The organism is Ruegeria sp. C5 (assembly GCF_056537605.1).
This window is the reverse complement of record NZ_JBQFRX010000001.1, coordinates 1,484,417-1,509,022: the sequence shown is the minus strand read 5'-3', so window position 1 is coordinate 1,509,022 and position 24,606 is coordinate 1,484,417. Positions and strand designations below refer to the sequence as shown.

26 protein-coding genes and 1 riboswitch are annotated in these 24,606 nt (G+C 56.6%); of the genes, 17 read left to right on the top strand and 9 right to left on the bottom strand.

Annotated features, from left to right (window positions below; genetic code table 11):
• The first annotated feature begins 33 nt into the window (after positions 1 to 33).
• The 6 genes from ACR0AW_RS07645 to cmk all read left to right on the top strand — a co-directional run bounded on the left by ACR0AW_RS07645 (position 34) and on the right by cmk (position 6,529).
• Positions 34 to 918 carry a hemolysin family protein gene (locus tag ACR0AW_RS07645; RefSeq protein WP_170733296.1) on the top strand — a complete coding sequence of 295 codons (885 nt, stop codon included), beginning with the start codon at positions 34 to 36 and terminating at the stop codon, positions 916 to 918.
• Positions 915 to 2,447, top strand: coding sequence for an apolipoprotein N-acyltransferase (gene lnt / locus ACR0AW_RS07640; protein ID WP_170733295.1), 1,533 nt, complete (start codon positions 915 to 917; stop codon positions 2,445 to 2,447). The genes ACR0AW_RS07645 and lnt overlap by 4 nt, the downstream gene beginning before the upstream one ends.
• Before the next feature lie 15 nt (positions 2,448 to 2,462).
• Positions 2,463 to 2,511: riboswitch (SAM-SAH riboswitch) on the top strand.
• Between the two features lie 5 nt (positions 2,512 to 2,516).
• Complete coding sequence (gene metK / locus ACR0AW_RS07635) at positions 2,517 to 3,698, top strand: methionine adenosyltransferase (protein WP_170511314.1); 1,182 nt, start codon at positions 2,517 to 2,519, stop codon at positions 3,696 to 3,698.
• Between the two features lie 93 nt (positions 3,699 to 3,791).
• Entirely contained in the window at positions 3,792 to 4,502 is a 711-nt protein-coding gene (gene trmB, locus ACR0AW_RS07630) for a tRNA (guanosine(46)-N7)-methyltransferase TrmB (protein WP_170733294.1), read from the top strand.
• Between the two features lie 69 nt (positions 4,503 to 4,571).
• Positions 4,572 to 5,918 (top strand): 3-phosphoshikimate 1-carboxyvinyltransferase, encoded by a 1,347-nt coding sequence (gene aroA / locus ACR0AW_RS07625; protein WP_170733293.1) that lies wholly within the window; start codon positions 4,572 to 4,574, stop codon positions 5,916 to 5,918.
• Positions 5,915 to 6,529: a (d)CMP kinase gene (cmk, locus tag ACR0AW_RS07620; protein WP_170404536.1), complete on the top strand. Its 615-nt coding sequence runs from the start codon at positions 5,915 to 5,917 to the stop codon at positions 6,527 to 6,529. Before aroA ends, cmk begins: the two co-directional genes overlap by 4 nt.
• Before the next feature lie 26 nt (positions 6,530 to 6,555).
• Here cmk and ACR0AW_RS07615 read toward each other — a convergent pair whose 3' ends face one another.
• Positions 6,556 to 7,032, bottom strand: a complete 477-nt coding sequence (locus tag ACR0AW_RS07615) for a YHS domain-containing (seleno)protein (protein ID WP_170511473.1) — start codon at positions 7,030 to 7,032, stop codon at positions 6,556 to 6,558.
• A gap of 217 nt (positions 7,033 to 7,249) precedes the next feature.
• Between ACR0AW_RS07615 and ACR0AW_RS07610 the strand changes: the two genes are divergently transcribed.
• The 9 genes from ACR0AW_RS07610 (at position 7,250) to ACR0AW_RS07570 (ending at position 15,632) form a co-directional block, all read left to right on the top strand.
• Complete coding sequence (locus ACR0AW_RS07610) at positions 7,250 to 7,786, top strand: hypothetical protein (protein ID WP_170404529.1); 537 nt, start codon at positions 7,250 to 7,252, stop codon at positions 7,784 to 7,786.
• 200 nt (positions 7,787 to 7,986) lie between these two features.
• On the top strand, positions 7,987 to 9,672 hold the full coding sequence (locus ACR0AW_RS07605) for a tryptophan halogenase family protein (RefSeq protein ID WP_170733292.1): 1,686 nt from the start codon (positions 7,987 to 7,989) through the stop codon (positions 9,670 to 9,672).
• A gap of 336 nt (positions 9,673 to 10,008) precedes the next feature.
• Complete coding sequence (rpsA, locus tag ACR0AW_RS07600) at positions 10,009 to 11,685, top strand: 30S ribosomal protein S1 (RefSeq protein ID WP_039532111.1); 1,677 nt, start codon at positions 10,009 to 10,011, stop codon at positions 11,683 to 11,685.
• Positions 11,686 to 11,955: 270 nt separating this feature from the next.
• The gene (gene ihfB, locus ACR0AW_RS07595) at positions 11,956 to 12,240 is read left to right on the top strand and encodes an integration host factor subunit beta (RefSeq protein WP_050603110.1); all 285 of its coding nucleotides are present in this window, start codon (positions 11,956 to 11,958) and stop codon (positions 12,238 to 12,240) included.
• A gap of 7 nt (positions 12,241 to 12,247) precedes the next feature.
• Positions 12,248 to 12,598 carry a LapA family protein gene (locus ACR0AW_RS07590; protein WP_170397774.1) on the top strand — a complete coding sequence of 117 codons (351 nt, stop codon included), beginning with the start codon at positions 12,248 to 12,250 and terminating at the stop codon, positions 12,596 to 12,598.
• Between the two features lie 9 nt (positions 12,599 to 12,607).
• Positions 12,608 to 13,252, top strand: coding sequence for a phosphoribosylanthranilate isomerase (locus ACR0AW_RS07585; RefSeq protein ID WP_170733291.1), 645 nt, complete (start codon positions 12,608 to 12,610; stop codon positions 13,250 to 13,252).
• Positions 13,253 to 13,297: 45 nt separating this feature from the next.
• A complete protein-coding gene (locus tag ACR0AW_RS07580; RefSeq protein ID WP_170424385.1) occupies positions 13,298 to 13,633 on the top strand; it encodes a hypothetical protein in 336 nt (111 codons plus the stop codon).
• A gap of 67 nt (positions 13,634 to 13,700) precedes the next feature.
• Positions 13,701 to 14,948 (top strand): tryptophan synthase subunit beta, encoded by a 1,248-nt coding sequence (gene trpB / locus ACR0AW_RS07575; protein WP_170397508.1) that lies wholly within the window; start codon positions 13,701 to 13,703, stop codon positions 14,946 to 14,948.
• Positions 14,949 to 14,999: 51 nt separating this feature from the next.
• Entirely contained in the window at positions 15,000 to 15,632 is a 633-nt protein-coding gene (locus ACR0AW_RS07570; protein ID WP_170733290.1) for a class I SAM-dependent methyltransferase, read from the top strand.
• On the opposite strand, the gene ACR0AW_RS07565 is transcribed toward ACR0AW_RS07570, so the two are convergent.
• From ACR0AW_RS07565 to ACR0AW_RS07535, 7 genes are all read right to left on the bottom strand, one after another.
• Positions 15,629 to 16,009 carry a DUF2237 family protein gene (locus ACR0AW_RS07565; protein ID WP_170397502.1) on the bottom strand — a complete coding sequence of 127 codons (381 nt, stop codon included), beginning with the start codon at positions 16,007 to 16,009 and terminating at the stop codon, positions 15,629 to 15,631. The genes ACR0AW_RS07570 and ACR0AW_RS07565 overlap by 4 nt on opposite strands.
• Before the next feature lie 9 nt (positions 16,010 to 16,018).
• Complete coding sequence (locus tag ACR0AW_RS07560) at positions 16,019 to 17,182, bottom strand: serine hydrolase domain-containing protein (protein WP_170636455.1); 1,164 nt, start codon at positions 17,180 to 17,182, stop codon at positions 16,019 to 16,021.
• A gap of 72 nt (positions 17,183 to 17,254) precedes the next feature.
• Positions 17,255 to 17,938, bottom strand: coding sequence for an aminoacyl-tRNA hydrolase (gene pth, locus ACR0AW_RS07555; RefSeq protein WP_170397497.1), 684 nt, complete (start codon positions 17,936 to 17,938; stop codon positions 17,255 to 17,257).
• A 130-nt stretch (positions 17,939 to 18,068) separates the two neighbouring features.
• Entirely contained in the window at positions 18,069 to 18,722 is a 654-nt protein-coding gene (locus ACR0AW_RS07550; protein WP_170397494.1) for a 50S ribosomal protein L25/general stress protein Ctc, read from the bottom strand.
• Positions 18,723 to 18,976: 254 nt separating this feature from the next.
• Positions 18,977 to 20,143 (bottom strand): alpha-hydroxy acid oxidase, encoded by a 1,167-nt coding sequence (locus ACR0AW_RS07545; RefSeq protein ID WP_170397492.1) that lies wholly within the window; start codon positions 20,141 to 20,143, stop codon positions 18,977 to 18,979.
• A gap of 163 nt (positions 20,144 to 20,306) precedes the next feature.
• The gene (trpA, locus tag ACR0AW_RS07540; RefSeq protein ID WP_170404505.1) at positions 20,307 to 21,098 is read right to left on the bottom strand and encodes a tryptophan synthase subunit alpha; all 792 of its coding nucleotides are present in this window, start codon (positions 21,096 to 21,098) and stop codon (positions 20,307 to 20,309) included.
• A gap of 79 nt (positions 21,099 to 21,177) precedes the next feature.
• A complete protein-coding gene (locus tag ACR0AW_RS07535; protein ID WP_170733289.1) occupies positions 21,178 to 21,663 on the bottom strand; it encodes an acyloxyacyl hydrolase in 486 nt (161 codons plus the stop codon).
• Positions 21,664 to 21,865: 202 nt separating this feature from the next.
• Here ACR0AW_RS07535 and ychF point away from each other — a divergent pair, with 202 nt between their 5' ends.
• Positions 21,866 to 22,963, top strand: coding sequence for a redox-regulated ATPase YchF (ychF, locus tag ACR0AW_RS07530; protein WP_170511460.1), 1,098 nt, complete (start codon positions 21,866 to 21,868; stop codon positions 22,961 to 22,963).
• Between the two features lie 28 nt (positions 22,964 to 22,991).
• On the opposite strand, the gene ACR0AW_RS07525 is transcribed toward ychF, so the two are convergent.
• Positions 22,992 to 23,420 carry a DUF4275 family protein gene (locus tag ACR0AW_RS07525; protein ID WP_170733288.1) on the bottom strand — a complete coding sequence of 143 codons (429 nt, stop codon included), beginning with the start codon at positions 23,418 to 23,420 and terminating at the stop codon, positions 22,992 to 22,994.
• Positions 23,421 to 23,689: 269 nt separating this feature from the next.
• On the opposite strand from ACR0AW_RS07525, the gene ACR0AW_RS07520 reads away from it, so the two are divergent.
• Positions 23,690 to 24,571, top strand: a complete 882-nt coding sequence (locus ACR0AW_RS07520) for a LysR family transcriptional regulator (RefSeq protein ID WP_170404498.1) — start codon at positions 23,690 to 23,692, stop codon at positions 24,569 to 24,571.
• Positions 24,572 to 24,606: the final 35 nt, after the last annotated feature.

The window sequence follows — 24,606 nt, the reverse complement described above, 5'->3', positions numbered from 1 at the left end:
GGGCACCTTTGCCCGATCATTTGGAACAGGATAATGGGCGAAACAGACGGCAGTTCTAGGGCGGCGCATGGCGCGCATTCTCAGAACAGCAACAATGACAGCGACGAAAGAGGCGGGCTTTTTTCTCGACTCATCGACGCATTTTCTTCTCAGGGCGAAGAGACCAGCCAGCTAAACGGGGCCGAGGTCGTCAGCGCTCAGCCAAGGGGCATGATCAACCTGCGCAGAATGCGGGTCGAAGATGTTGCGATCCCGACAGCCGAGATCGTCTCGGTCCCCTCGACAACCCCAAAAGACGAGCTTGTGCAGATTTTCCGCGACAGCGGCTTGTCTCGCATCCCGGTTTACGATGGCACGCTGGATACGCCACTGGGGTTTGTGCATCTCAGGGACTTCGCGCTGACCCATGGCTTTAACGGCAACTCGTCCGATTTTGATCTGAAGTCGATGCTGCGGACTTTGCTGTTCGTGCCGCCATCGATGCCAATTGGCGTGTTGTTGACCAAGATGCAGACCGAGCGTCGCCATATGGCTTTGGTGATCGATGAATACGGTGGGGTCGATGGTTTGCTGACCATCGAGGACCTGATTGAACAGGTTGTGGGTGAGATCGCCGACGAACATGATGCCGACGAAGATCAGCTATGGATACAAGAGAAACCCGGCTGCTACGTCGTGCAGGCGCGCGTGCCGCTTGAAGAATTCGAGGCCGAGATTGGCCGCTCACTGACCAGCCACGAAGATGTAGATGAAGAAGAGATCGACACTTTGGGCGGTCTGGTCTTCATGCTCTCGGGGCGGGTCCCGGCGCGTGGTGAGGTTGTATGCCACCCCGAAGGGCCCGAGTTCGAGGTCATTGATGCAGACCCGCGCCGGATAAAACGGCTGCGTGTCATGCTGCCGGATATTGTTGCATGAACCCTGCCGATGGGTGGCCCTTTTGGCTGCGGTTGGTGCTGGCGGCGCTGTTGGGTGTTGCAGCGGCCTGTGGTCTTGCTCCATTAGGGTATTGGCCGGTAACCGTGCTGTCGCTGGTGCTAATAGCGCCGTTGTTTCTGAGCGCTGAGACAATTCGCCGGGCGGCTTTGCTGGGTTGGGTCTTCGCAACGGGCTATTTCGCACACGCGTTAAGCTGGATTATCGAGCCGTTTCTGGTTGATGCCCAACGCCATGCGTGGATGGCCCCTTTTGCGCTGATCTTTTTATCCGGCGGGTTAGCCCTGTTCTGGGCGTTGGCCTTTGGAGTTACGAAACGCATCGGTGGAGCACCCGTCTTGCAGGCGGCTTTGCTGTCTGTGACGCTGGCACTGGTCGAGTTTGCGCGCGGCTACATTCTGACCGGGTTCCCTTGGGCTGGCATCGCGCAGATTTGGGTGGATACGCCATTTGCCCAGATCCTGTCGCTTGTCGGCCCCTATGGTTTGGGGACGCTGACACTGTTCGCCACTGTGCCATTGGGCGCAGCCTTGTTCAGTGATCGGACCCGAAGCGGCATCGTTGTACCGATCGCGTTGACCGCAGGCTGTGCGGTATTGGCTTTGATCTATGCAGCGAACCGACCTCCAGTCATGCCCTCTGGTCATATCGTGCGGCTGATTCAACCCAATGCACCCCAGGACCAGAAATGGGATCCTGCATATGCGTCAGTGTTTTTTGCACGCCAACTTGAATTCACAGCGGCCGAGCCCCGCCCGGACCTAATCGTCTGGCCGGAAACCTCGGTCCCGGCATGGTTGGGCAGCGCGCAGCCCTATCTTTCAGCAATTGGCGAAGCGGCACAGGGCGCCCCGGTAGTCCTGGGCATTCAGCGTGCCGATGGGCAGCAGATCTATAACTCGATGATCTATCTAAATGAGGAGGGTCAGCAAGACGGGCTATACGATAAACATCACCTGGTGCCCTTTGGGGAATACGTGCCATTTGGTGAAGTGATGGCACGTTTCGGTATCTACGGGATGGCCGCAACCACAGGGAATGGCTTTAGCGCGGGGCCAGGTGCCGCATTGATGGATGTAGGCGTGCTTGGCAAGGCGCTGCCGCTGATCTGCTACGAGGCGGTATTCACGCAGGATATTTTATCCGCGCCGGATCGTGCGGATTTTCTTTTGCAGATTACAAACGACGCTTGGTTCGGAACGCGTTCCGGCCCGTATCAGCACCTCGCCCAGGCGCAGATGCGTGCAATCGAACAAGGCCTGCCGATGTTGCGCTCGGCCAATACCGGAGTTTCGGCAATGATTGACCCATTGGGGCGGATCACCGAGGCGCTGGCGCTTGGGCAAGCGGGGTTTATCGACGCCGAATTGCCGCGTCCTCATGCCCCGACCGTTTATTCTCGAATTGGAGACAGTCCGGTACTTTTAGCTTTGTTGGTGCTATTTGCGCTGCTATGTCGGCACGCCCGGCGCGTAAACGACCAAATTCCGATTGACCCTGTCAAACGCTAAGCGTATTCGGTCGCACGCCTGTCACAACGGCTTCCTGACGTGGTGGGGTAAACTTAATGGAGCACATTCATGTCCCGACAGAATTATACTTTTACTTCGGAGTCCGTTTCCGAAGGACACCCGGATAAGGTCTGCGATCGTATTTCCGATGCAGTACTAGACGCATTCCTGCGCGAAGAACCCGAGGCCCGCGTTGCCTGCGAAACTTTTGCCACCACGGATCGCGTGGTAATCGGCGGTGAAGTGGGTCTGTCGGATCAGGACAAGCTGCATGATTATATGGCGCATATCGACGATATCGCGCGGGCATGTATCAAAGATATCGGCTACGAGCAGGACAAGTTTCACCACGAAACCGTCGAAGTGACGAACCTGTTGCACGAGCAGTCGGCCCATATCGCGCAAGGCGTGGATGCTGCCGATAACAAAGACGAAGGTGCAGGCGATCAGGGCATCATGTTCGGCTATGCCACGACCGAGACGCCAGCGCTTATGCCTGCGCCGATCCAATACTCGCATGCTATCCTTCGCCGTCTCGCTGAAGTTCGCAAAAATGGCAGTGAACCCGCCCTTGGCCCGGATGCAAAATCACAGTTGTCTGTTATCTATCGCGACGGCACGCCAGTCGGTGTCAGCTCAATCGTGCTTTCGACGCAGCACATGGATGAGGCGCTGACCTCGGGTGATATTCGCGCCATTGTCGAGCCCTATATCCGTGAAACCCTCCCTGACGGCTGGCTGACCGCCGAAACCGAATGGCACGTGAATCCCACCGGCAAGTTCGTCATCGGCGGTCCGGATGGTGATGCGGGTCTGACCGGTCGCAAGATCATCGTCGACACTTATGGCGGTGCAGCACCTCACGGTGGTGGCGCATTCTCGGGCAAAGACCCAACCAAGGTGGACCGCTCGGCGGCTTATGCAGCGCGTTATCTGGCCAAGAATGTCGTTGCTGCAGGGATGGCAGAGCGCTGCACCATTCAGTTGAGCTATGCGATTGGGGTGTCAAAGCCCCTCTCGATCTATGCCGACACGCATGGAACTGGCCAGATTGCCGATGCAGTGATCGAAAAAGCAGTTGGGCAGGTGATGGACCTGACTCCGCGCGGAATTCGCCAACATCTGCAACTCAACAAGCCGATTTATCAGAGGACCGCTGCTTATGGCCACTTTGGTCGTGAACCCGATGCGGACGGCGGATTTAGCTGGGAGCGCACCGATCTGGTGGACGCGCTGAAACAGGCGGTCTGATCAACAATTAGAAAAACGCGCCGGTTTCGGCGCGTTTTTTTGCAAGTCGGCGACCACTTGCAACAATTTCAGCCCCGCAGTAAGGGCTGCGCCATGAGTACAAAGACCCCACAACGCCCGCGCAGAAATTTTTATGGCCGCTTTAAGGGCAAAACCCTGAAGCCCAGTCAAAAGACTTATCTGTCGGAAGATCTTGCTGCCTTGTCCCCCGGTACGGTGGATTGGGACGGTAATCCTGAGCGCGATCCGCTCGATCTCGACGGTCTATTCAGAGGCAAGCCTGTCTGGCTTGAGGTCGGCTTTGGCGGCGGCGAGCATCTGGTGCATCAGGCTCAGCAAAACCCGGATATCGGCATCATCGGAGCCGAACCCTATATCAATGGTGTTGCGATGCTGTTGGGTAAAATCCGTCAGGCCGGTGTTGAAAACCTTGCCGTACATCCCGGGGACGCGCGAGACTTGTTCGACGTTTTGCCTGAAGCCAGCATATCGCGCGCTTTTCTGCTCTATCCCGATCCATGGCCCAAAACACGGCATCACCGCCGTCGGTTTGTCACACCTGAACATCTGGAGCCTTTGGCGCGCGCGTTGAAGCCAGGCTCAATCTTTCGCGTTGCCACAGACATCCCTGACTATGTGCGCCAAACGCTGGAAGAGGTGCCGCGGGCAGGCTTCGAATGGTTGGCCGAGCGTCCCGCCGACTGGCGTGAGCCGTGGGATGACTGGATTTCCACGCGCTACGAACAGAAGGCGCTGCGCGAAGGCCGTACACCCCATTACCTGACCTTCCGCCGCAAAGACTGATTGTCGCTGGACCAACCGGCCCCAATTCGCTAATCGGCCTGAGGACTGATAGCGAAAACAGGAGCCCCCATGTCCGGACACGGCACGCCCATCCCGATGACGTCGCAGCCTTGCGGCCCGCTGACAGGCACCGCAGAGGTGCCCGGGGACAAGTCGATCTCGCACCGGTCCCTGATCCTGGGGGCAATGGCTGTGGGAGAAACCAAGATATCGGGCCTGCTGGAAGGCGAGGACGTATTGGACACCGCTAAGGCCATGCGTGGCTTTGGGGCCGAAGTAACGGATCATGGCGGTGGTGAATGGTCGGTGCATGGCGTGGGCGTTGGTGGTTTTTCCGAACCAGATCAGGTAATCGATTGTGGCAATTCGGGCACTGGCGTGCGCCTGATCATGGGGGCGATGGCGACTTCTCCGATCACAGCGACCTTCACCGGAGATGCGAGCCTGAACAAACGTCCGATGGCGCGCGTCACCGATCCGCTGGCGCTGTTCGGAACCCAATCTGTCGGCCGAGACGGTGGACGTCTGCCGATGACCATTATCGGTGCTGCGGACCCCACCCCGGTGCGCTATGAGGTGCCTGTGCCGTCGGCGCAGGTGAAATCCGCCGTTCTGCTGGCAGGGCTTAACGCCCCCGGCAAGACCATCGTGATTGAGAAAGAAGCGACTCGCGATCATTCCGAACGGATGCTTGCGGGCTTCGGCGCAGAAATCACGGTCGAGGACACGGATGAAGGGCGCGTCATTACGCTGACTGGTCGGCCCGAGCTGAAGCCACAAGTCATCGCCGTGCCGCGCGACCCGTCCAGTGCGGCCTTCCCCGTCTGTGCCGCACTGATCACACCGGGCTCGGACGTGTTGGTCCCCGGTATCGGCCTGAACCCGACCCGCGCAGGCCTGTTCACCACGCTGCGCGAAATGGGTGCCGATCTGACCTACGAAAACGAGCGCGAAGAGGGGGGTGAACCGGTTGCCGATCTGCGTGCAAAATACTCGCCCAACATGAAGGGGATCAACGTCCCGCCCGAACGCGCGGCGTCGATGATCGATGAATACCCGGTGCTGTCTGTTGTGGCCGCAAATGCGACCGGCACAACATTGATGGGCGGCGTGAAAGAGCTGCGCGTCAAGGAAAGTGACCGGATCGACGCAATGGCCCGTGGCCTGCGCGCCAACGGTGTGACCGTGAACGAGGGTGACGAATGGTGGTCAGTCGACGGTCTCGGCATCGGCGGTGTGCCCGGTGGTGGGACCTGCGAAAGCTTCTTGGACCACCGCATTGCCATGTCGTTCATGGTCATGGGGATGGGAGCTAAAAAGGCGGTTTCGGTGGATGACGGCGGACCGATCGCAACGTCGTTCCCGATTTTTGAGCCTTTGATGGCCGCGCTCGGTGCCAAGGTCGAGCGTACATGAGATTCACCGTAGCTATCGACGGCCCTGCGGCGGCGGGCAAGGGGACGATTTCCAAGGGCGTTGCCGCGCATTTCGGGTTTGCGCATCTGGATACCGGTCTTCTCTATCGCGCAGTGGGGCGTCGTATGCTGCAAGGTGACGAACCGGTTGCAGCGGCTGGGTCCCTGACAGCAGAAGAATTGCAGCAGGGCGATCTGCGTACGGCTGAGATCGCACAGGCGGCCTCGAAAGTTGCGGTCATTCCTGAAGTCCGAAGCGCACTCGTTGATTTTCAGCGGGCGTTTGCCCGTCGCGCCGGAGGCGCCGTGCTGGACGGGCGCGATATTGGAACCGTGATTTGCCCAAACGCTGAGGTCAAACTGTTTGTCACCGCCAGTCCCGAAGTCCGGGCGGAACGGCGATATCTTGAGCTTTCGGCCAAAGGTTCGGACGTGTCACGCGAACAGGTGCTTGCGGATGTCAAAGAGCGTGACTCACGTGACGCGGATCGCAGCACTGCACCGATGAAACCTGCAGATGACGCCGTGCAGCTTGATACGTCAAACCTGAGCATCGAGGCCGCGTTGGCACGGGCGCTCGAAACGATAGAACAGAACCTGCCCGCAGCCTGAAGTGGCTGCGGACAAGGGTCCGTCAGTTACAATTCACCAACTGCGATGCTCTTGATATTGGCCCACTGGTCATCTGCGGTTTTAGCGGTGCTGGTGACGTCTTTCAGGAAAGCAGCGCGGGTATCAGCATTCAGGAACAGATACAGCTTGCCGTCTGCGATCAGGTACTGATCCGGGTCGCCGTCGAACTTTTTGCCAACAGACACCCCGAACGAACAATAGCCACCGTGCTGGGGCAAGTAAGCCGCCGGATTGGCCTCGAACGCTTCAAGGTTTTCCGCGCTGGTGAAGTAATAGGATGCGCCGTCATAAGTCGCCGAATGATTGGCGAAGCCTTCTACCGGATTGCCATTGTTGACAAGCGCGACCAGATCGACGCCATGGGCTGCCAGGGGTGCACCAGCCGCCGACAGGCCTTTGGAGACGTTGATTTCGTCTGCGGCAAAAGCCGGAGCTGCCAGGGCCAGAGTTGCGGCTAATGCAGTAAGTGCGAGCGATTTCATAGCAGGAATCCTTTCCATTTTGGTTCAAGGCTCGGGTCCGCCCCAAGCCAATGTCACTAAGTTAGGAAAGGCTCCTCGGACGGGTAATCGCAGATAGGCCGCAATACTTTGCAGATCGTTCGTAGATCAGGACGTTTCGCAAAACTGATCACATAGCTTTGTTTGGCCACCTGTCCGATGGCCGCCTAAGCTTGTTGGACAACCGTAGGAGTGGCCCATGATCAGACTAGCCCTGTTTTTGTTCTTTCTTGCAGGTAGCGTAGCTGCGCAGCAATCAGATACGCCGGTGCCCGAGGCCGAACCTCCGATGACTTACGAGCGTCTGGGAAAAATCATCTTTGCGCTAGATCCCGAGGCGCAACCGATCGGGCCGGGGTTTGAGTTGACGATATCTGATGTGACGGTGCTGGTTGTCACCGATACCAATGCTGATCGCATGCGGGCGATGGTCGCGATTGGCAGTGCTGCGGATTTGTCGCCAGCCGATTTGCAACGGATGATGCAGGCAAATTTCGACAGCACGCTGGATGCGCGCTATGCGATCGCAAATGGCACCTTATGGGCTGCGTTCATTCACCCGCTTTCGCTGTTGCAAAGGGATCAGTTGATCTCGGGGCTGGCCCAGACTGTGAATATCGCCAACACCTATGGCACATTGTACACCGGTGGCGCGGCGGAATTCGGAGGGGGCGACAGCCATGATCTGCAGCGTGAGCTGATCGAAGAACTTCTGAAGAAGGGTGAGGAAATCTGACACTTGTCCAAAGTAGGCGCATAGCCTGAATTCTGATGACGAATGTGCCTGCGACCATGGATGTCATAGGCTCTAGCTGGATGCTTGAAAGCTGTTATAGTCTTCCCACAGCTAAATAAGGGAAAGCTGCTGTTAAATCCCCAACACTCAAAAAAAAGGGGAGGCAGCTACAAAATCCCAAGCCAACAGGGACAAAAAATATGAATAATCGTTTGCGTAAGATCACCATCGTGGGTGGTGGTACGGCGGGTTGGATGACTGCGCTCATCCTGGACATGGTGTTCTCCCGCACGTCAGCACCCAAGGATCGCCCACGCATTTGCTTGATCGAAAGCCCCAACATCTCGACTGTGGGTGTCGGTGAAGCGACGGTGCCGCGTATGCCGGTCACGCTCCGTCAGGCGGGCATATCAGAGCGGGATTTCTTCCGCGAAACCAACGCATCGTTCAAGTTGGGAGTTAAGTTCTGCAATTGGAACAACGACGCCAAGGGCAATCGGATCGACTACGTAAACCCGTTTGCCCATGGTCAATTGCTGGAGGGGTTGGAGGCTGCCGAGTATTTTCTGCGTTTTGGTAACGGGGATCGGGATTTCACGCAGTCAATCTCACCGCATGATGATCTGGCCCGGTTGTGCAAGGGTGCGCGTCCTTTGGGTGCACCTGAATTCGAGCAGCGGTTTGGCTATGCTTATCATCTGGATGCCGTGAAGTTTGCGGGCATGCTAACAAAGGTCTGCGCCAAGCGCGGCGTAGAGCATATTCAAGACGAAGTGCAATCGGTCGAATTGGACGAGCAGGGCAATGTCAGTCACCTGATGTTAGAGCGCAAGGGACGCCATGACATTGAGATGGTCATAGATTGCACCGGCTTCCGGGGGTTGATCATCAATCAAGCGTTGGGCGAGCCGTTCATGGATTACTCGGACTACTTGCCCAACGACCGTGCCATGGCCTTGCAGATCGAGCACCCTAACCCCGAAAAGATCGAAAGCGTTACACGCTCGACCGCGCTTGGTGCGGGTTGGACGTGGCGTGTGCCGCTCTACAATCGTGTAGGTACGGGATATGTGTATTCATCCGCGCATCGGACCGATGATCAGGCGGCGGACGAATATCTTGACTGGTTGGGCGACAGCGGCAAGGGGCTGACACCGCGCGTGATCCCCATGCGTGTTGGTCGTGTCCGCAATGCCTGGGTTAAGAACTGCTTGGCGATCGGTTTGTCTGGTGGATTTATCGAACCGCTTGAAAGTACCGCGATCCACATGATCGATCACGCGATCCGCTGGTTTGCCGAGCATCTGCCGACCCGCGATATCGAGCCCGCGCTGCGCAACCGATATAACCGGCAGATGAACAAGCTTTATGACGAGGTACTGGATTTTATCTGCCTGCACTACCGGTTGGGTAACCGCACCGATGATCAATATTGGATCGACGCCCGCACCAAGATGAAGATTCCGGATCGGTTGGCCGAGAACCTTGAGCTGTGGCAGCATCGTCTGCCGATGGAACACGATATCGAGTTTGCGACGCTGTTCAATTTCCGCGTCTATCAGACGGTTCTTCTGGGCAAACAGGTGTATGATACGGGCTATGGCGAAGGTATCCGTGATCGTCTGCGACCGCTGAAGAAACCGATTTGGTTCCAGTGGTGGAAGGGGGCAAAAATGGACCTTGCGCAGATCCTCAAGACCATGCCGGATCACAAAACCCTGCTGCGAGATATCCGGGGCGAGTTGGAGAAGCCTGCCTTTGGCAAGGCCGCAATGGGGCAGCCGACTGTCGCAATGCCGGGCGCGAAACCGGCACCCGTGGTGATCGAGAACATGCCAAACCTCGCTGAGATTCAAAGCGGCAAGAAGGATCTGCAACTGTTCTAGCGCCGCATGGTATCATTCGGCAGAACTGACAAAGAAGGCCGGGGATCGGATCGCGTTTGCTTCGATGCCCGGACCCGATGTTCGGATTTTGTGGGATTGGCCAGTGTTTAAGGGCTTTGCTCTTGCACATGACACGGAATCCGCCTATACGCGCGCTGTCTGAACAAGGGCGGTTAACGTCCGGATGACGTATCTGAGCAGGGCCGGGTTACCTCGGCCCTTTGTGTTTGTTAGCTCGGGCGCGTTCTGGATCACGCATTCAGGCATCATGAAACAAGACCGGCGGAGACAACCGCTCGGCCAGCAAAAACGTTATGTAAAGGAAAACAACGCCACATGGCTAACGCATCCATGGAGGAATTCGAAGCCCTCCTGAATGAAAGCTTCGAAATGGACACGCCCGAAGAGGGTTCTGTTGTCAAAGGCAAGGTTCTGGCGATCGAAGCCGGCCAAGCCATCATCGACGTAGGCTACAAAATGGAAGGCCGCGTTGATCTGAAAGAATTCGCAAATCCCGGCGAAGCCCCTGAAATCGCTGTAGGCGACGAGGTCGAAGTGTACCTGCGCGCCGCAGAAAACGCCCGTGGCGAAGCCGTCATCTCGCGCGAGATGGCCCGCCGTGAAGAGGCATGGGACCGTCTGGAAAAAGCATATGCCGACGACCAGCGCGTCGAAGGTGCAATCTTTGGTCGCGTCAAAGGTGGCTTCACCGTCGATCTGGGTGGCGCAGTTGCGTTCCTGCCCGGCTCGCAGGTTGACGTTCGCCCCGTGCGCGACGCTGGCCCGCTGATGGGTCTGAAGCAGCCGTTCCAGATTCTGAAAATGGACCGCCGCCGTGGCAACATCGTTGTTTCGCGTCGCGCTATCCTGGAAGAATCGCGTGCCGAACAGCGTGCCGAAGTCATCGGCAACCTGTCCGAAGGTCAGACCGTCGAGGGTGTCGTCAAGAACATCACCGAATACGGTGCATTCGTTGATCTGGGCGGCGTTGACGGCCTGCTGCACGTCACCGACATGGCATGGCGCCGTGTGAACCACCCGTCCGAGATCCTGACGATCGGCGAAACCATCAAGGTTCAGGTCATCAAGATCAACAAAGAGACCCACCGCATCAGCCTGGGCATGAAGCAGCTGCAGGAAGATCCGTGGGATCTGGTTGCTGCGAAATACCCGCTGGGCTCGGTCCATCAGGGTCGCGTCACCAACATCACCGACTACGGCGCGTTCGTCGAGCTGGAAGCCGGTGTCGAAGGTCTGGTTCACGTGTCCGAGATGTCCTGGACCAAGAAAAACGTCCACCCCGGCAAGATCGTTTCGACCAGCCAGGAAGTCGACGTCATGGTTCTGGAAATCGACGGCGCCAAGCGTCGCGTGTCTCTGGGCCTGAAGCAGACCCAGCGCAACCCATGGGAAGTGTTTGCAGAAACGCACCCCGAGGGCACCGAGGTCGAAGGCGAAGTCAAGAACATCACCGAATTCGGTCTGTTCATTGGCCTCGAAGGCGACATCGACGGCATGGTTCACCTGTCCGACCTGTCCTGGGACGAGCGTGGCGAAGATGCGATCCAGAACTACCGCAAAGGCGACATGGTTTCGGCCGTCGTCTCGGAAGTTGACGTTGAGAAAGAGCGTATCTCGCTGTCGATCAAAGCCCTGGGCGGTGACAAGTTCGCTGAAGCCGTGGGCGGCGTGAAGCGTGGTTCGGTCATCACCGTCGAAGTGACCGCGATCGAAGATGGCGGCATCGAGGTCGAGTACGAAGGCATGAAGTCGTTCATCCGTCGTTCGGACCTGTCGCGTGACCGTGCTGAGCAGCGCCCCGAGCGTTTCTCGGTCGGCGACAAGGTCGACGTCCGCGTCACCAACGTCGACAGCAAGACCCGTCGTCTGGGCCTGTCGATCAAGGCACGCGAGATCGCCGAAGAGAAAGAGGCCGTGGAACAGTACGGTTCTTCCGACTCGGGCGCGTCGCTGGGCGATATCCTGGGTGCAGCACTGAAGTCGGGCGACTAATTCCGGGGCGTATCCCAAACATGAAATTCGGCCTCGCACCATGGTGCGGGGCCGTTTTTGTTGCGAATCAATATCTTCCAAATAGTCGGCTTAATTTGCCTATCGTTCGCGCATGAAGTGTGGAAATCAGGCCAACGGGCAAAAATTCGCGTGAGATTGTCGCAAAATGCCGCCTTTGCTGGCAGAGTATCCGTTCCCCCGATCCGGGTTTTTTCCTATACTGTCAGAACAATAGGCTTGTCACATCGTCCGCCTGGGAGGGTATTGCGTATGATCCGTTCAGAATTGATTCAGAAAATTGCCGACGAAAACCCGCATCTCTATCAACGCGACGTCGAGCGGATCGTGAATACCGTTTTTGAAGAAGTGACCGACGCCATGGCACGCGGCGACCGCGTAGAGCTGCGCGGTTTCGGCGCGTTTTCGGTGAAAAAGCGTGACGCACGTGTAGGCCGCAATCCTCGCACTGGTGAGACTGTGCAGGTTGAAGAAAAATGTGTTCCATTTTTCAAAACTGGCAAGTTGCTAAGGGACCGTTTGAACGGTAAAGCCTAGCCTCATGATGCGCTACATTCGTTATGCTTTTCTGGCTGCATTGGGGATCGTTCTGGTCTCGGTTTCGCTGGCCAATCGCCAAATTGTTGAACTTAAGCTTATGCCGGATGCTTTGTCCGAGTTGCTGGGGTTCAACCTGTCAACCTCCTTGCCGCTGTTTCTGGTCGTGCTGGGTGGGGTTGTTGCCGGCCTGGTCATCGGCTTCCTGTGGGAATGGCTGCGCGAGCATAAACACCGCAAGGATGTGACCGTGAAGCAAGGCGAAGTGCGCAAGCTTGAGCGTGAAGTTAAGAAGCTCAAGAAAAAGCAGAATGAAGGTCAGGATGATGTGCTGGCCATTCTGGATGAGGCAAGCTGAGGCCCTACGATGCCCGCTGATATCCGAGTTAAAATCTGCGGCCTGACCGCCCCTGACCACGTGCGCGCTGCTGTGGATGCGGGTACGGGATATGTTGGTTTTGTGTTTTTCCCCAAATCCCCGCGCCATGTTGAGCCCCAGACAGCTGCGACATTGGCACAGCAGGTGCCTGCGGGCGTCGCCAAGGTGGCGCTGACAGTGAATGCGACGGACGAGGATCTGGACCACATTCTTTCGATCGTGCCTCTGGATATGTTGCAACTGCATGGCAAAGAAAGTCCTGAGCGTGTGCAGCAAGTGCGTGACCGCTTCGGCCTGCCGGTAATGAAGGCCATTGGTGTGGCCGAGGCCGAAGACCTCGCGGCCATCGATCTCTATTCAGATGTGGCGGATCAGCTGTTGATCGACGCAAAGCCACCACGAAACGCGGAGCTGCCTGGTGGTAACGGTTTGTCTTTTGATTGGCGCCTGCTGGCAGGTCGTAAATACTGGCGTAGGCCATGGATGCTGGCCGGAGGTCTGACCCCTGACAATGTCGCAGAAGCGGTGCGAATGACCGGCGCACAGCAGGTGGATGTCTCATCCGGCGTCGAAAGCTCTCCGGGTGTAAAGGATGCCGGGCTGATCCGCGCCTTTATCGACGCGGCAAGTTGATCTGATCTGCGCGAACCTGCGTATCTCCTCAAAATGGGGGAGAGCATGCTGGCAGTGATCGGCGGAGTTTCACTTAAACGATGGTATCACGGGCCCGAGTTCTTCTGGCGCGCTCATCAATCCTTGCGGCAGGCACGCGGTGACGCGCTGTGCCTGCATGCCGAGGTATTTGTGCGTCAAGGCTGTTATTTTTCATACACAGTCTGGCATGATGTCGAAGCTATGCTGACATTCGCATATTCCGGCCCTCATCGCCGTGTAGTACGCGCGTCGACCCGTCTGGCCGATATCAATGTGTTCTGTCAATTTCCCTGCATTGCTGTTCCAAGTCGAGTTCAGGCACTTCAGGTGTGGGAACAGCGCGCTCAGGCGGCGGAATGATACGTTTTGCGATGGCAAATCACTCCATCACCTCCTATGAACATCGGGTACGACGAGGGAGACTTCCATGGCCAACGATCTTTTTAATTCCTTCATGTCCGGCCCCGATGAACAAGGCCGCTTTGGCATCTTCGGCGGGCGCTTTGTCAGCGAAACGCTGATGCCGCTGATCCTGTCACTGGAAGAGGAATATGACAAAGCCAAGGATGACCCCACATTTTGGGCCGAGATGGACGATCTGTGGGCAAACTACGTGGGTCGCCCTTCGCCGCTCTACTACGCGGAACGCCTGACCGAACATCTGGGCGGCGCAAAGATTTACTTGAAGCGTGACGAACTGAACCACACCGGCGCGCATAAGATCAACAATGTGCTGGGCCAGATCATTCTGGCGCGGCGCATGGGAAAGACCCGGATCATCGCCGAGACCGGGGCAGGGCAGCACGGCGTGGCCACAGCCACCGTCTGCGCCAAATTCGGCCTGAAGTGCATTGTCTACATGGGTGCCCATGACGTTCAGCGCCAGGCCCCGAACGTGTTCCGTATGCGCCTGCTGGGAGCCGAAGTGATCCCGGTGACATCCGGCAGGGGTACGCTGAAAGATGCGATGAACGACGCTCTGCGCGACTGGGTGACCAATGTGCGCGATACCTTTTACTGCATCGGCACCGTTGCTGGCCCGCATCCTTACCCGGCGATGGTACGCGACTTCCAGTCGATCATCGGCAAGGAAGCCAAGGAACAGATGCAAAAGGCCGAGGGCCGTTTGCCCGACACCATCATCGCCGCCATCGGAGGTGGTTCGAATGCGATGGGCCTGTTCTACCCGTTCCTCGACGACAAGGATGTGAATATCATCGGTGTTGAAGCGGGCGGCAAGGGCGTGAACGAGAAGATGGAGCATTGCGCCTCATTGACCGGAGGTCGTCCGGGCGTGCTGCACGGCAACCGCACTTATCTGCTGCAGGATGATGACGGGCAGATTCTCGAAGGCTATTCGATCTCGGCCGGTCTGGACTATCCTGGCATTGGCCCCGAGCATTCCTGGCTGCACGACATCGGTCGCGCCAACTATGTCTCGATCACGGATAAAGAAGCGCTTGAAGCGTTCCAGTTGTGCTGCGCCACCGAAGGTATCATCCCTGCGCTGGAGCCCTGCCATGCGCTGGCGCATGTTATGAAAATCGCGCCGGAATTGCCCAAGGACCACCTGATCTGCATGAATATGTGTGGCCGGGGGGATAAGGATGTGCAGACCGTCGCACGGTACCTGAACTTTGATATGTCGGATACCGAAGGTCGCGCAGCGGACTGATCAGGCCCAACAGGCTTTGCGCCTTTGAGGAACTGTGCCAGTTTGCATTGCATGTGCAGTGTTTCCTCAAAGGCCGGACCCGACCGACTTGACCAGAAATACGATCAGGCCGCCCCGGGCTGGGCAGACAAGATGCGTCTGCTGGGGTATTTCGATGCCTATCTGGGTTTTCTATCCTCGGACCCGCAGGTCGAATTGGGCCGTAACGCACTGGATATCGGGTGCGGTACGGGAGCCTTTGCCGAAGCACGCGCCGTGATTCGGCGCGAAGGGCATGTGACGCTTTTGGAACCTTCGGCCCGAATGCTGCAACTGGCAGGGTCAGCGTTGCAACGGCGCGGTGGAAACGCCGAGACTGTCCAATCGCGCTTGGAAGAGTTCCATCCGGCATCCCGTTTTGACTGCCTGTTGGCTGCGCATGTTCTGGAGCATTGCGTTGATCCGATAGATGCTTTGCGCCGCATGCGCGATCTGGCTGAACCGGGTGCAACGCTTTGGTTGGTAGTCAGCAAGCCACATTGGTGTAATGCGATCATCTGGTTCCAATGGCGGCACCGAACCTATCGACCGGATATTGTGGCGGAGATGCTCGCGCGTTCGGGCTGGGATCTGCAGTCCGAGCATGGCTTTCCAACCGGGCCGCCGTCGCGCACGTCTCGCGGATATCGGGCGATCGCCATCTAGTGCTCGTCTTCAGCGCGCTGCATTTTTAGAATATGGAGAGGTACGATATCCAGCGCCCTCTGGTGCGTGGCTTCAAGGTGCACCTTGGGCGCGCATCCCTCGTCATGGGCTTGCAAAAAGCGCCCCGCACACAAGCACCAGCGATCACCAGGCTTGAGCCCAGGAAAATCGAATTCAGGCCGGGGTGTGCTCAGGTCATTTCCGACATATTTCGAATAAGCCAGAAACTCTGCCGTCATCACGGCGCAGACCGTATGGCTTCCCTGATCCTCGGGGCAGGTGTTGCAGGCACCGTCGCGAAAGAAACCGGTTAATGGTTTGCGCGAGCAAGGCGCGAGCACGCCGCCCAGAACATTGATGCTGTCTTGCTTCTGCATGATGGTATCTTACAGGCTTCGCGCAATTTTGCGGAACATTTCTATGTTCTGCTCACCGACACCGGGATCGCGGAACTTTCGGTCTGCGCCCGTCGTGACAATCAAAACCCCACGTGGCTGGTCGAAGTAAATGTACTGCCCATACACGCCCCGCGCCATGAATTCACCTTCATGGGCACCGATCGGAATCCACCATTGATAGCCATACCCTATCTTGCCCGGTTCGGTCGGTGCGCTTGGCCAAGTAGCTGCGTCGATCCAATCCGCGGGTACAATCTGCCGTCCATCGCGTTCGCCATCCTGCAAAATCAACTGCCCGAACCGGGCAAAATCGCGCGTTGTGAAGTTGAGACCACCCAGAACAAATGCAACGCCTGCTCCATCGGTGATGTAATAACCTTCTCGCTCCAACCCCAGCGGTGCGATCACTTTCTCGGTCAGTAACTCTGCAACGCTGCGTCCTGTTGCCCCCCGGATGACCATTCCGATCACATGAGTATCGATCGACACATATTGCCATGTTTCACCCGGCGCGACGAAACTGTCCTTCAACGAAGCCGCGAAGTCGTCCAGTTCACCTCCCAGCGCCACGACGCGGCCCATGCGATTGATGTCGGAATTATAGTCCAAATAATCCTCGTCAAAGGTCACGCCGCTGGCCATGTTCAACACGTTGCGGATCGTGGCGGTCTCATAGGCGCTGCCCTTGAGGTCAGGTGCGTATTGCACAACCGGATCGTCGAGCGAGTTGATCGCGCCTTCATCCAGCAAAATACCGAACAAGGCAGACAGATAGCTTTTAGCAATTGACCACGAGATCCTGCGATCATCCGGCCCGGTGTCCAGATAGTATTCTTCGAAGCGAATTTCTCCGTCCTGCATCACCAACAGGGATGTTACCGAGCGATCTTCGATCCACTGATCTGTTCCATCGGGAAGATCGAAACCAGGCCCATACGGCAGCTCCCAGGTCGGGCCATTGCCACGCGACAGAGTGACCGTAAGAAAGGCTTCGTCCATATGCGAAAAGTTGTGGACGATCTTTTCTTCTGAAAACAGCGAATTCACCGCCATCAGGCGCTGGATTTCCTCGCGTTTCCAAAATCCGACAACCGCCGCTGCCAATGCCAAGGTCAACAGGATACGCAGCAGCCATCTGAGCGCTGTTTTCATTCGACACCTCTCTTTTCCTCTGACATTGGACTTTGGCCTGAGGCTTTGCGCAAGCGCAACGTTGCGGAATGATTATCTGAATTTATCCAGCAGCTTTTGCATGGCCGAACGCTCATCGGGCGCTGAAACGGCTTCGGCGGCAGCTTTGGGGGGCGTATCAGGTTTAGTGGGCTGCTTCGATGATCTGGGCGGAGCAGTGCGCAGGGCAACGGCATTCATGAATTTCCCGCTTTCGTCATCGGCAAGATAAGTGGCACCGTCCGAGACGCCGCGCAGCACGTCATCCAGCCAGTCCGCATCCGCCTTTGCAAAGTCGCTTAGAACATAAGGCGAGACCATTTCTTTGCGGCCCGGATGACCGATACCCAGCCGCACGCGATCATAGGCCGGGCTGATATGGTCGTGGATCGACCGCAACCCGTTATGGCCTGCGTGGCCACCGCCTGCCTTAACGCGCACTTTACCGGGTGCCAAGTCCAGCTCATCATGAAAGACGGTCACGTCCGTCGAGTCGAGCTTGTAGAAGCGCATTGCCTCTCCTACTGACTGGCCAGAGCGGTTCATGAAGGTTTGCGGCTTGACTAGCAGCACTTTCTGGCCGCCTAGACGTCCTTCGGCAATTTCAGCCTGGAACTTGGACTTCCATGGACCAAAGTTGTGATCTTCGGCAATTCGCTCTAACGCCATGAAGCCGATATTGTGCCGGTTGCGAGCGTATTTTGATCCCGGATTTCCCAAACCGACAAACAGTTTCATCGCTTTGTCCCTTACAGTCTCGCGTCGTTATCTCATTGCATGGATCAGGGGATGTTTTCCAGCCCCGTACACGCAAAAGAAAACGGGGCCCCAGATGGCGCCCCGTTTCAAATCTGGATTTGATCCGGATTTATTCTTCTTCCTGGCCGATGACTTCAACTTCATCTGCAGCCACTTCTTCCTCATCACCCTCTTCGTCGTCGCTGGTCGACAGACCGGTGGGTGCCGAGACGTTGGCGATCACGAAGTCACGATCGATGGTGGGCTTGGTGCCTTCGGGCAGCACAACCGAAGAGATGGTGACAACGTCGTTGATTTCCATGCCAGTAAGATCAACAGTGATCTTCTCAGGAATGTCACCGGCGGTGCAGAGCAGTTCAACCTCGGGGCGGACAACGGTCAGAACGCCACCCTTTTTGATACCGGGGGCTTCTTCTTCGTTGATGAATTCAACGGGGATGAACAGCGCGATCTTGGTGGTCCGACGCAGGCGCATCAGGTCCAGGTGGGTCGGCAGGTCTTTGACAACGTCACGCTGGACATCGCGGCAGATGACGCGCACGTCTTCGTGACCTTCGACTTTCAGGTTCCACAGGGTCGACTTGAACCGGCCTGCTTTCAGGCGCTTGAACAGTACGTTGAACGGGATCTGGATCGGCAGCGGCTCTTTGTCGCCACCAAAAACAATGCCCGGAACCATGCCATCGCGGCGTGCTTGACGAGCGGCGCCCTTGCCTGTCCCCGTCCGTTCCAGAGCTACGAGATCAGGAATCTCTCCAGCCATGATAATTCTCCAATGTTAGGGCGGGCATCCTCCAAGGCTGTATGCCCGCGTGAAGCCGCGTCCTTAGCTTGATTCAGTTGGTTTGGAAAGGGCTTTTTGTAGCCCGAGAAATTTTGCGAGGCTCTGCCTCGCGCTCCGAGGTATTTACGGCCAGATGAAGGACGGATCCTCTGCTTCATCTGGCTGCAAGTACCTTGAACGAGACGCTCAATGGGCGGCCATGCGGCGTCTCCATCTACGTGGGAGGCGCAGGATCAAGCCTGCCAGCGACCGCCAAAGTCTTCCGGGACTAGAAGATTGTGGCGCCCAAGATCGGCTACGTTACGTTCACCGCAAAGTGCCATCGTTGTATCGAGCTCTTTCTGGATCACTTCCAATGCCGTTGTCACGCCTTTCTGACCCATTGCACCCAGCCCATAGACAAAGGCGCGACCAATAAAGGTGCCTTTGGCCCCAAGCGCCAGAGCTTTCAGCACGTCTTGCCCTGAACGGATGCCGCTATCCAGATGCACTTCGACATCACTGCCGACGGCATCCATGATCTCGGGCAGAACCCGGATCGAGCTGAGCGCACCATCCAGCTGCCGTCCACCATGGTTTGAGACAACAATTGCATCTGCGCCCAGCTTGGCAGCCATTTTGGCATCCTCGGCATCGAGTATGCCCTTGAGGATCACCTTGCCGCCCCATTGTTCCATCAGTTTCTCGACTTTGCCCCAGTCGAGGCTGGGATCGAATTGCTCGGCGGTCCATGTGCCCAGCGAGCGCGTATCTGTGATGCTATCGACATGACCGACGATATTCCCGAATTCTCGGCGCTTGGCACCTAGCATCTCGATGCCCCAGGCCCATTTTGTCATCAGGTTGGCGATGGTCTTTGGGGTCAGCTTTGGCGGCGCAGATAGGCCATTCTTCAGGTCCTTGTGTCGTTGGCCAAGGATTTGCAGATCAAGTGTAATGACAAGGGCCGAGCATTTCGCATCCTTCGCGCGCTGGATAAGTCGCCCGACATAGTCCTGATCTTTCATAGTGTAGAGCTGAAACCAGAAAGGGGCCGAAGTGTTTTCAGCAACATCTTCGATCGAATTGATCGACATGGTCGACAGTGTGAAAGGTACACCAAAGGCTTCGGCGGCTTTGGCCGCTTTGATCTCACCATCCGCGTGCTGCATTCCTGTCAGGCCTACCGGAGCCAATGCAACGGGCATGGATACATCCTGCCCGATCATCTGCGATGCGGTCGAGCGCCCTGTCATGTCTACGGCGACCCGTTGGCGCAGGCGGATATCTTCGAAATCCGACGTATTCTCGCGGAAGGTTTGTTCGGTCCAGCTGCCGCTTTCTGCATAGTCAAAAAACATGCGGGGTACGCGACGCTCATAGATCCGTTTGAGGTCTTCGATATTAGTAATGACTGGCATTGATCAGGCTCTCGCAGGATTGGTCAAGTTTCTTTACCAATTATTTTGAAACACTGCAATGCCCGCTTTCTGCAGTTGGTTGCCGCGTGGCCAAAACTAAAAACACCGCAGTAGGCGGCGCGCCTGCTGCGGTGAAGAACCATCTGAAAATGGAAAGAAATTGTTAGGCGGAGTGTGCGCCATCTGACAGTGTTTTGACAAAATCCAGAACCTCGGTCACCGGTTTTCCGGAACCGATCTGGCTGACAATGGCAGATCCAACTACCGCGCCATCGGATACACTCGCGATGTTTCGAGACTTTTCTGGCGTATTGATCCCGAAACCGACGATCACAGGCAAATCAGTTGCAGCTTTGATCCGAGCGACCTCGGGCCCAACATCGGTTGCCTGCGCTTCGGCGGCACCGGTTATGCCGGTAATCGATACATAATACACAAAGCCGGATGTGTTTTGCAGTACGCGAGGCAAGCGTTGGTCATCGGTCGTCGGCGTCGCCAAGCGGATGAAGTTCAGCCCGGCAGCTTGCGCGGGCAGACAAAGCTCTTCGTCCTCTTCGGGGGGCAGGTCGACGACGATCAGCCCGTCGATCCCCGCTGATTTTGCATCTGCCAGGAATTTCTCGACACCTCGGCTGTAGATCGGATTGTAATATCCCATCAGCACGATCGGTGTGGTGTCATCGGATTCACGAAAGGCGCGGGCCAAATCCAGAGTGCGTTGCAATGTCATTCCACCATCCAACGCCCGTTGGCCAGCAGCCTGAATGGTCGGGCCATCGGCCATCGGATCGGTAAAGGGCAGGCCCAACTCGATGACGTCGACACCTGCGCCGGGCAAACCCTTCACGACCTCCAGCGATGTGTCGTAGTCGGGATCCCCGGCCATGACATAAGCTACAAATGCCTTTTTGCCTTGCTTTTGCAGGGCGTCGAATTTGGCGTCAATACGGGTCATCGGAAATCCTTGCACTCGGGTTTGGACCTGATGTGCAGAAACTTTCGCTGAAAATCAATCCCGCTTGGTGGGCTTCCGATCAGAAGGCGTAATGGTATCTCAGCAAAAGTGCGTTTACGCCTGGGTTGTCTTCCTGCGTGCTGGCGTTGGATATATGAGTGATAGCGGCAGACAGTTTGTTGCCGCTTTCCAGCGTATAGCCAAGGCCCAGTAAGCTACGTATCTGAAAACTGCCGCCCAGATCATTCAGTTCGTTGGATTCACTATAGTATCCCGGCATGACACTGCCCTCGATGAACCAACGGTCCGCAAAAGTGTAAAGCCCGATCAGGCCCGCGCCAACATGCGTGTCACCGTCGGTATCAACAGACAGGGACGCACCCCAGGTGGCGCTGAAACGGGTCGCTTCGTAGAAAGAGCGATGCTGGTATTCCAGCGAAACAATTGCCTGATCTTCGCTCTCAGCGCTGGAATAATCTGCGTAGCCTGCTCCGAAAATGATGGATTGGGCATGTGCTGCAGTAGCGGCTGTCAGCGCAAAAGCCAGAATAACAAGGGATTTCATTTTTACCTACTATGTCCGTCGTTCGTTGGTATTGGTTTTATTGAGGAATGTAGGTGCATGTTTTCAATGGACGCAAGAACACAAATCGATGTCGATTTTGTGATGTGGCAGAATAGACTCGCGGCAGTGTTCAGGCACTTTGCCTTGCGCATTGCACCGGACCTGCCTAGAAGCGGCGCTCGAATGGTATCAGGAGGCCGTCATGGGCTTTAAAATGGGAATCGTGGGTTTGCCGAATGTTGGCAAGTCGACTCTCTTCAACGCACTGACCAAAACTGCGGCAGCTCAGGCGGCGAATTTCCCGTTCTGCACCATCGAACCCAATGTGGGGGATGTCGCCGTTCCTGATGACCGGCTGGATAAACTGGCGGCGATTGCGTCCTCGAAACAGATCATCCCGACGCGCATGACCTTTGTGGATATCGCTGGTCTGGTGAAAGGGGCCTCGAAAGGCGAGGGGCTGGGCAACCAGTTTCTGGCAAACATCCGCGAGACTGACGCGATTGCCCATGTGCTGCGTTGTTTCGAAGATGGTGACGTGACCCATGTGGATGGCCGCGTTGATCCGGTGGCCGATGCCGATACGATCGAGACCGAGCTGATGCTGGCCGATCTGGAAAGCATCGAAAAGCGTCGCGCCAATCTGGTGCGCAAGCTGAAGGGCAATGACAAAGAAGCGCAACAGCAGGACCGCCTGCTGGCCGAGGCGCAGGAGATGCTGGGAAACGGCAAGCCAGCGCGTCTGGTTGAAGTGTCTGATGAAGACGCCAAGGCATGGAAAATGCTGCAACTTCTGACCACCAAGCCGGTGCTTTATGTCTGCAACGTGTCCGAAGAAGAGGCCGCCGAAGGCAACGAGTACTCTGCCAAAGTCGCTGAGATGGCTGCCGCGCAAGGTAATGCTCATGTCATTATCAGTGCCAAGATCGAGGAGGAGATCAGCCTTCTGGAAGACGACGAGGCACAGATGTTCTTAGAGGAAATGGGTCTGGAAGAGCCCGGCCTCGACCGTCTGATCCGCGCGGGCTACGACTTGCTTAAGCTGGAAACCTATTTCACCGTCGGCCCGAAAGAGGCCCGGGCCTGGACCATCCGCACCGGCACCGCCGCACCACAGGCCGCAGGTGTCATCCACGGAGACTTTGAGAAGGGCTTCATCCGCGCCGAGACTATCGCCTATAACGACTACATCGCTGCCAATGGCGAACAAGGTGCCAAAGAGGCGGGTAAGATGCGGGCCGAAGGGAAAGGCTACATCGTCAAGGATGGCGATGTGATGCACTTTTTGTTCAACACCTGAGAAGCCACCAAAGCAGCCACTGCTCAGCTTATAACCTCGGATTTTCTGCGAAGAACGGGCCGATATCGGGTTGCTCGTGTGTGAATGCCATTGTCCACTTCATGTTGTGGTGGGCTACGTAGATATCCGCGCCAAAAGATGTGAAATCTGGATATGTTTCTGAGACGCAGCGATACGACCATTTGATATCTTCATCAAAGATAACATACGCGGCAGGCCACTGGTTCTTATAGGCATTTAAAGCGTCATCGCTCGCCCGCGCGATTTGAAACCCGTAACTGAAACCATGCCAGCGAAAGCGATTGTGAATCCAGGAACCGGTTGATTTCTTTACGTTCCCGGCGAATGTCTGATGCCAGCATTGAACAACCTCACCACCTTCTTTGGAATTGAGAGGATCAAAATCGACGCATTCACGCACCAAGAAGTCCTCAATTTGGTTTCTCGTAAGGTTCATGGAATAATTCGGTTCTATGTTGTTGTTAAACCGGCATATCGCGCGTTATGGCGAAGTGTCAAAACCGCTCAGGTGGCAAGATGCGATCCTGTTAGTTTCATTTGGGCTGGAACAGCAGTTCGGCAGGCTCAACCACCCGAGTATTGCATGTATCTGAAGCGCTGATCCTGTGGCAGCCAACAAATTGACGATGCTCGCATCTCACACATTTCTCTCGTGCAGAAATGTGGTTAGTTTGGATTTTGACCTGATACTTGAGACAGCTCTAGATGATCGAAATCCGCGACCTGCAATTGCTCAGCGCATTGGCGCGGCATCGTCATTTCGCTAAGGCAGCTGAGGAATGCGGGATTTCACAGCCTGCGTTCTCGATGCGAATCCGAAACCTGGAGGATCGGCTGGGTGTCTCCATCGTTCGCCGTGCAAACCGATTTCAGGGGCTGACCGAAGAGGGCGAGATGATTGTTCAGCGCGCGCGGCGCATTCTCGACGACACCAAGGCTTTGGAACAACAGGTGCTCGCTGCAAAGGGTGAGATCACCGGCACGCTTATTTTGGGTGTGATCCCTACAGCGATTGCCTTCACCGGGCGTCTTACGAAGCGGTTGCGCGATGCGCATCCACGTATCGTGACCCGGATTGAAACAATGTCTGCAACGGCCATTCAGCACCGGTTGGACGAAGGAAGTCTGGATGCTGGCATCACTTATGGCGACAGTATCGGTACCGATCTACGGCAAGTGCAGCGCTTGTACGAAGAAACTTATGTCCTATTGGTCCCGTCGCATATGACCGATGAGACAGGCCCGATCCCATGGGCCCGCGTGGCCGAGTTTCCCCTGAGCCTGCTGGAACCACAGATGCAGAACCGGCGGATTCTGGATCGGATATTCGCCGAACAGGGCTTGCACCCGGATATTGTGGCCGAGACCAGCGGATTCACTGCCTCGATGGTCATGGCACGCGAGGGGCTAGCGGCCACCGTGATTCCACGCGTGCTGGTGCGGGCGCTGGGCGACCTGAAGGACACAAGGGTGCTGTCCCTGATCGAACCCGTGGTGAGCAAGCCGATTTGTCTGGCCACGCTCACTCGTGACCCGGAATTGCCCACGGTCGCGGCCTTACGCACAGTGATGGCGTCTTTGCGGTGATAAACTGTCGTTATCGTGCGATTGAAATATGCGAT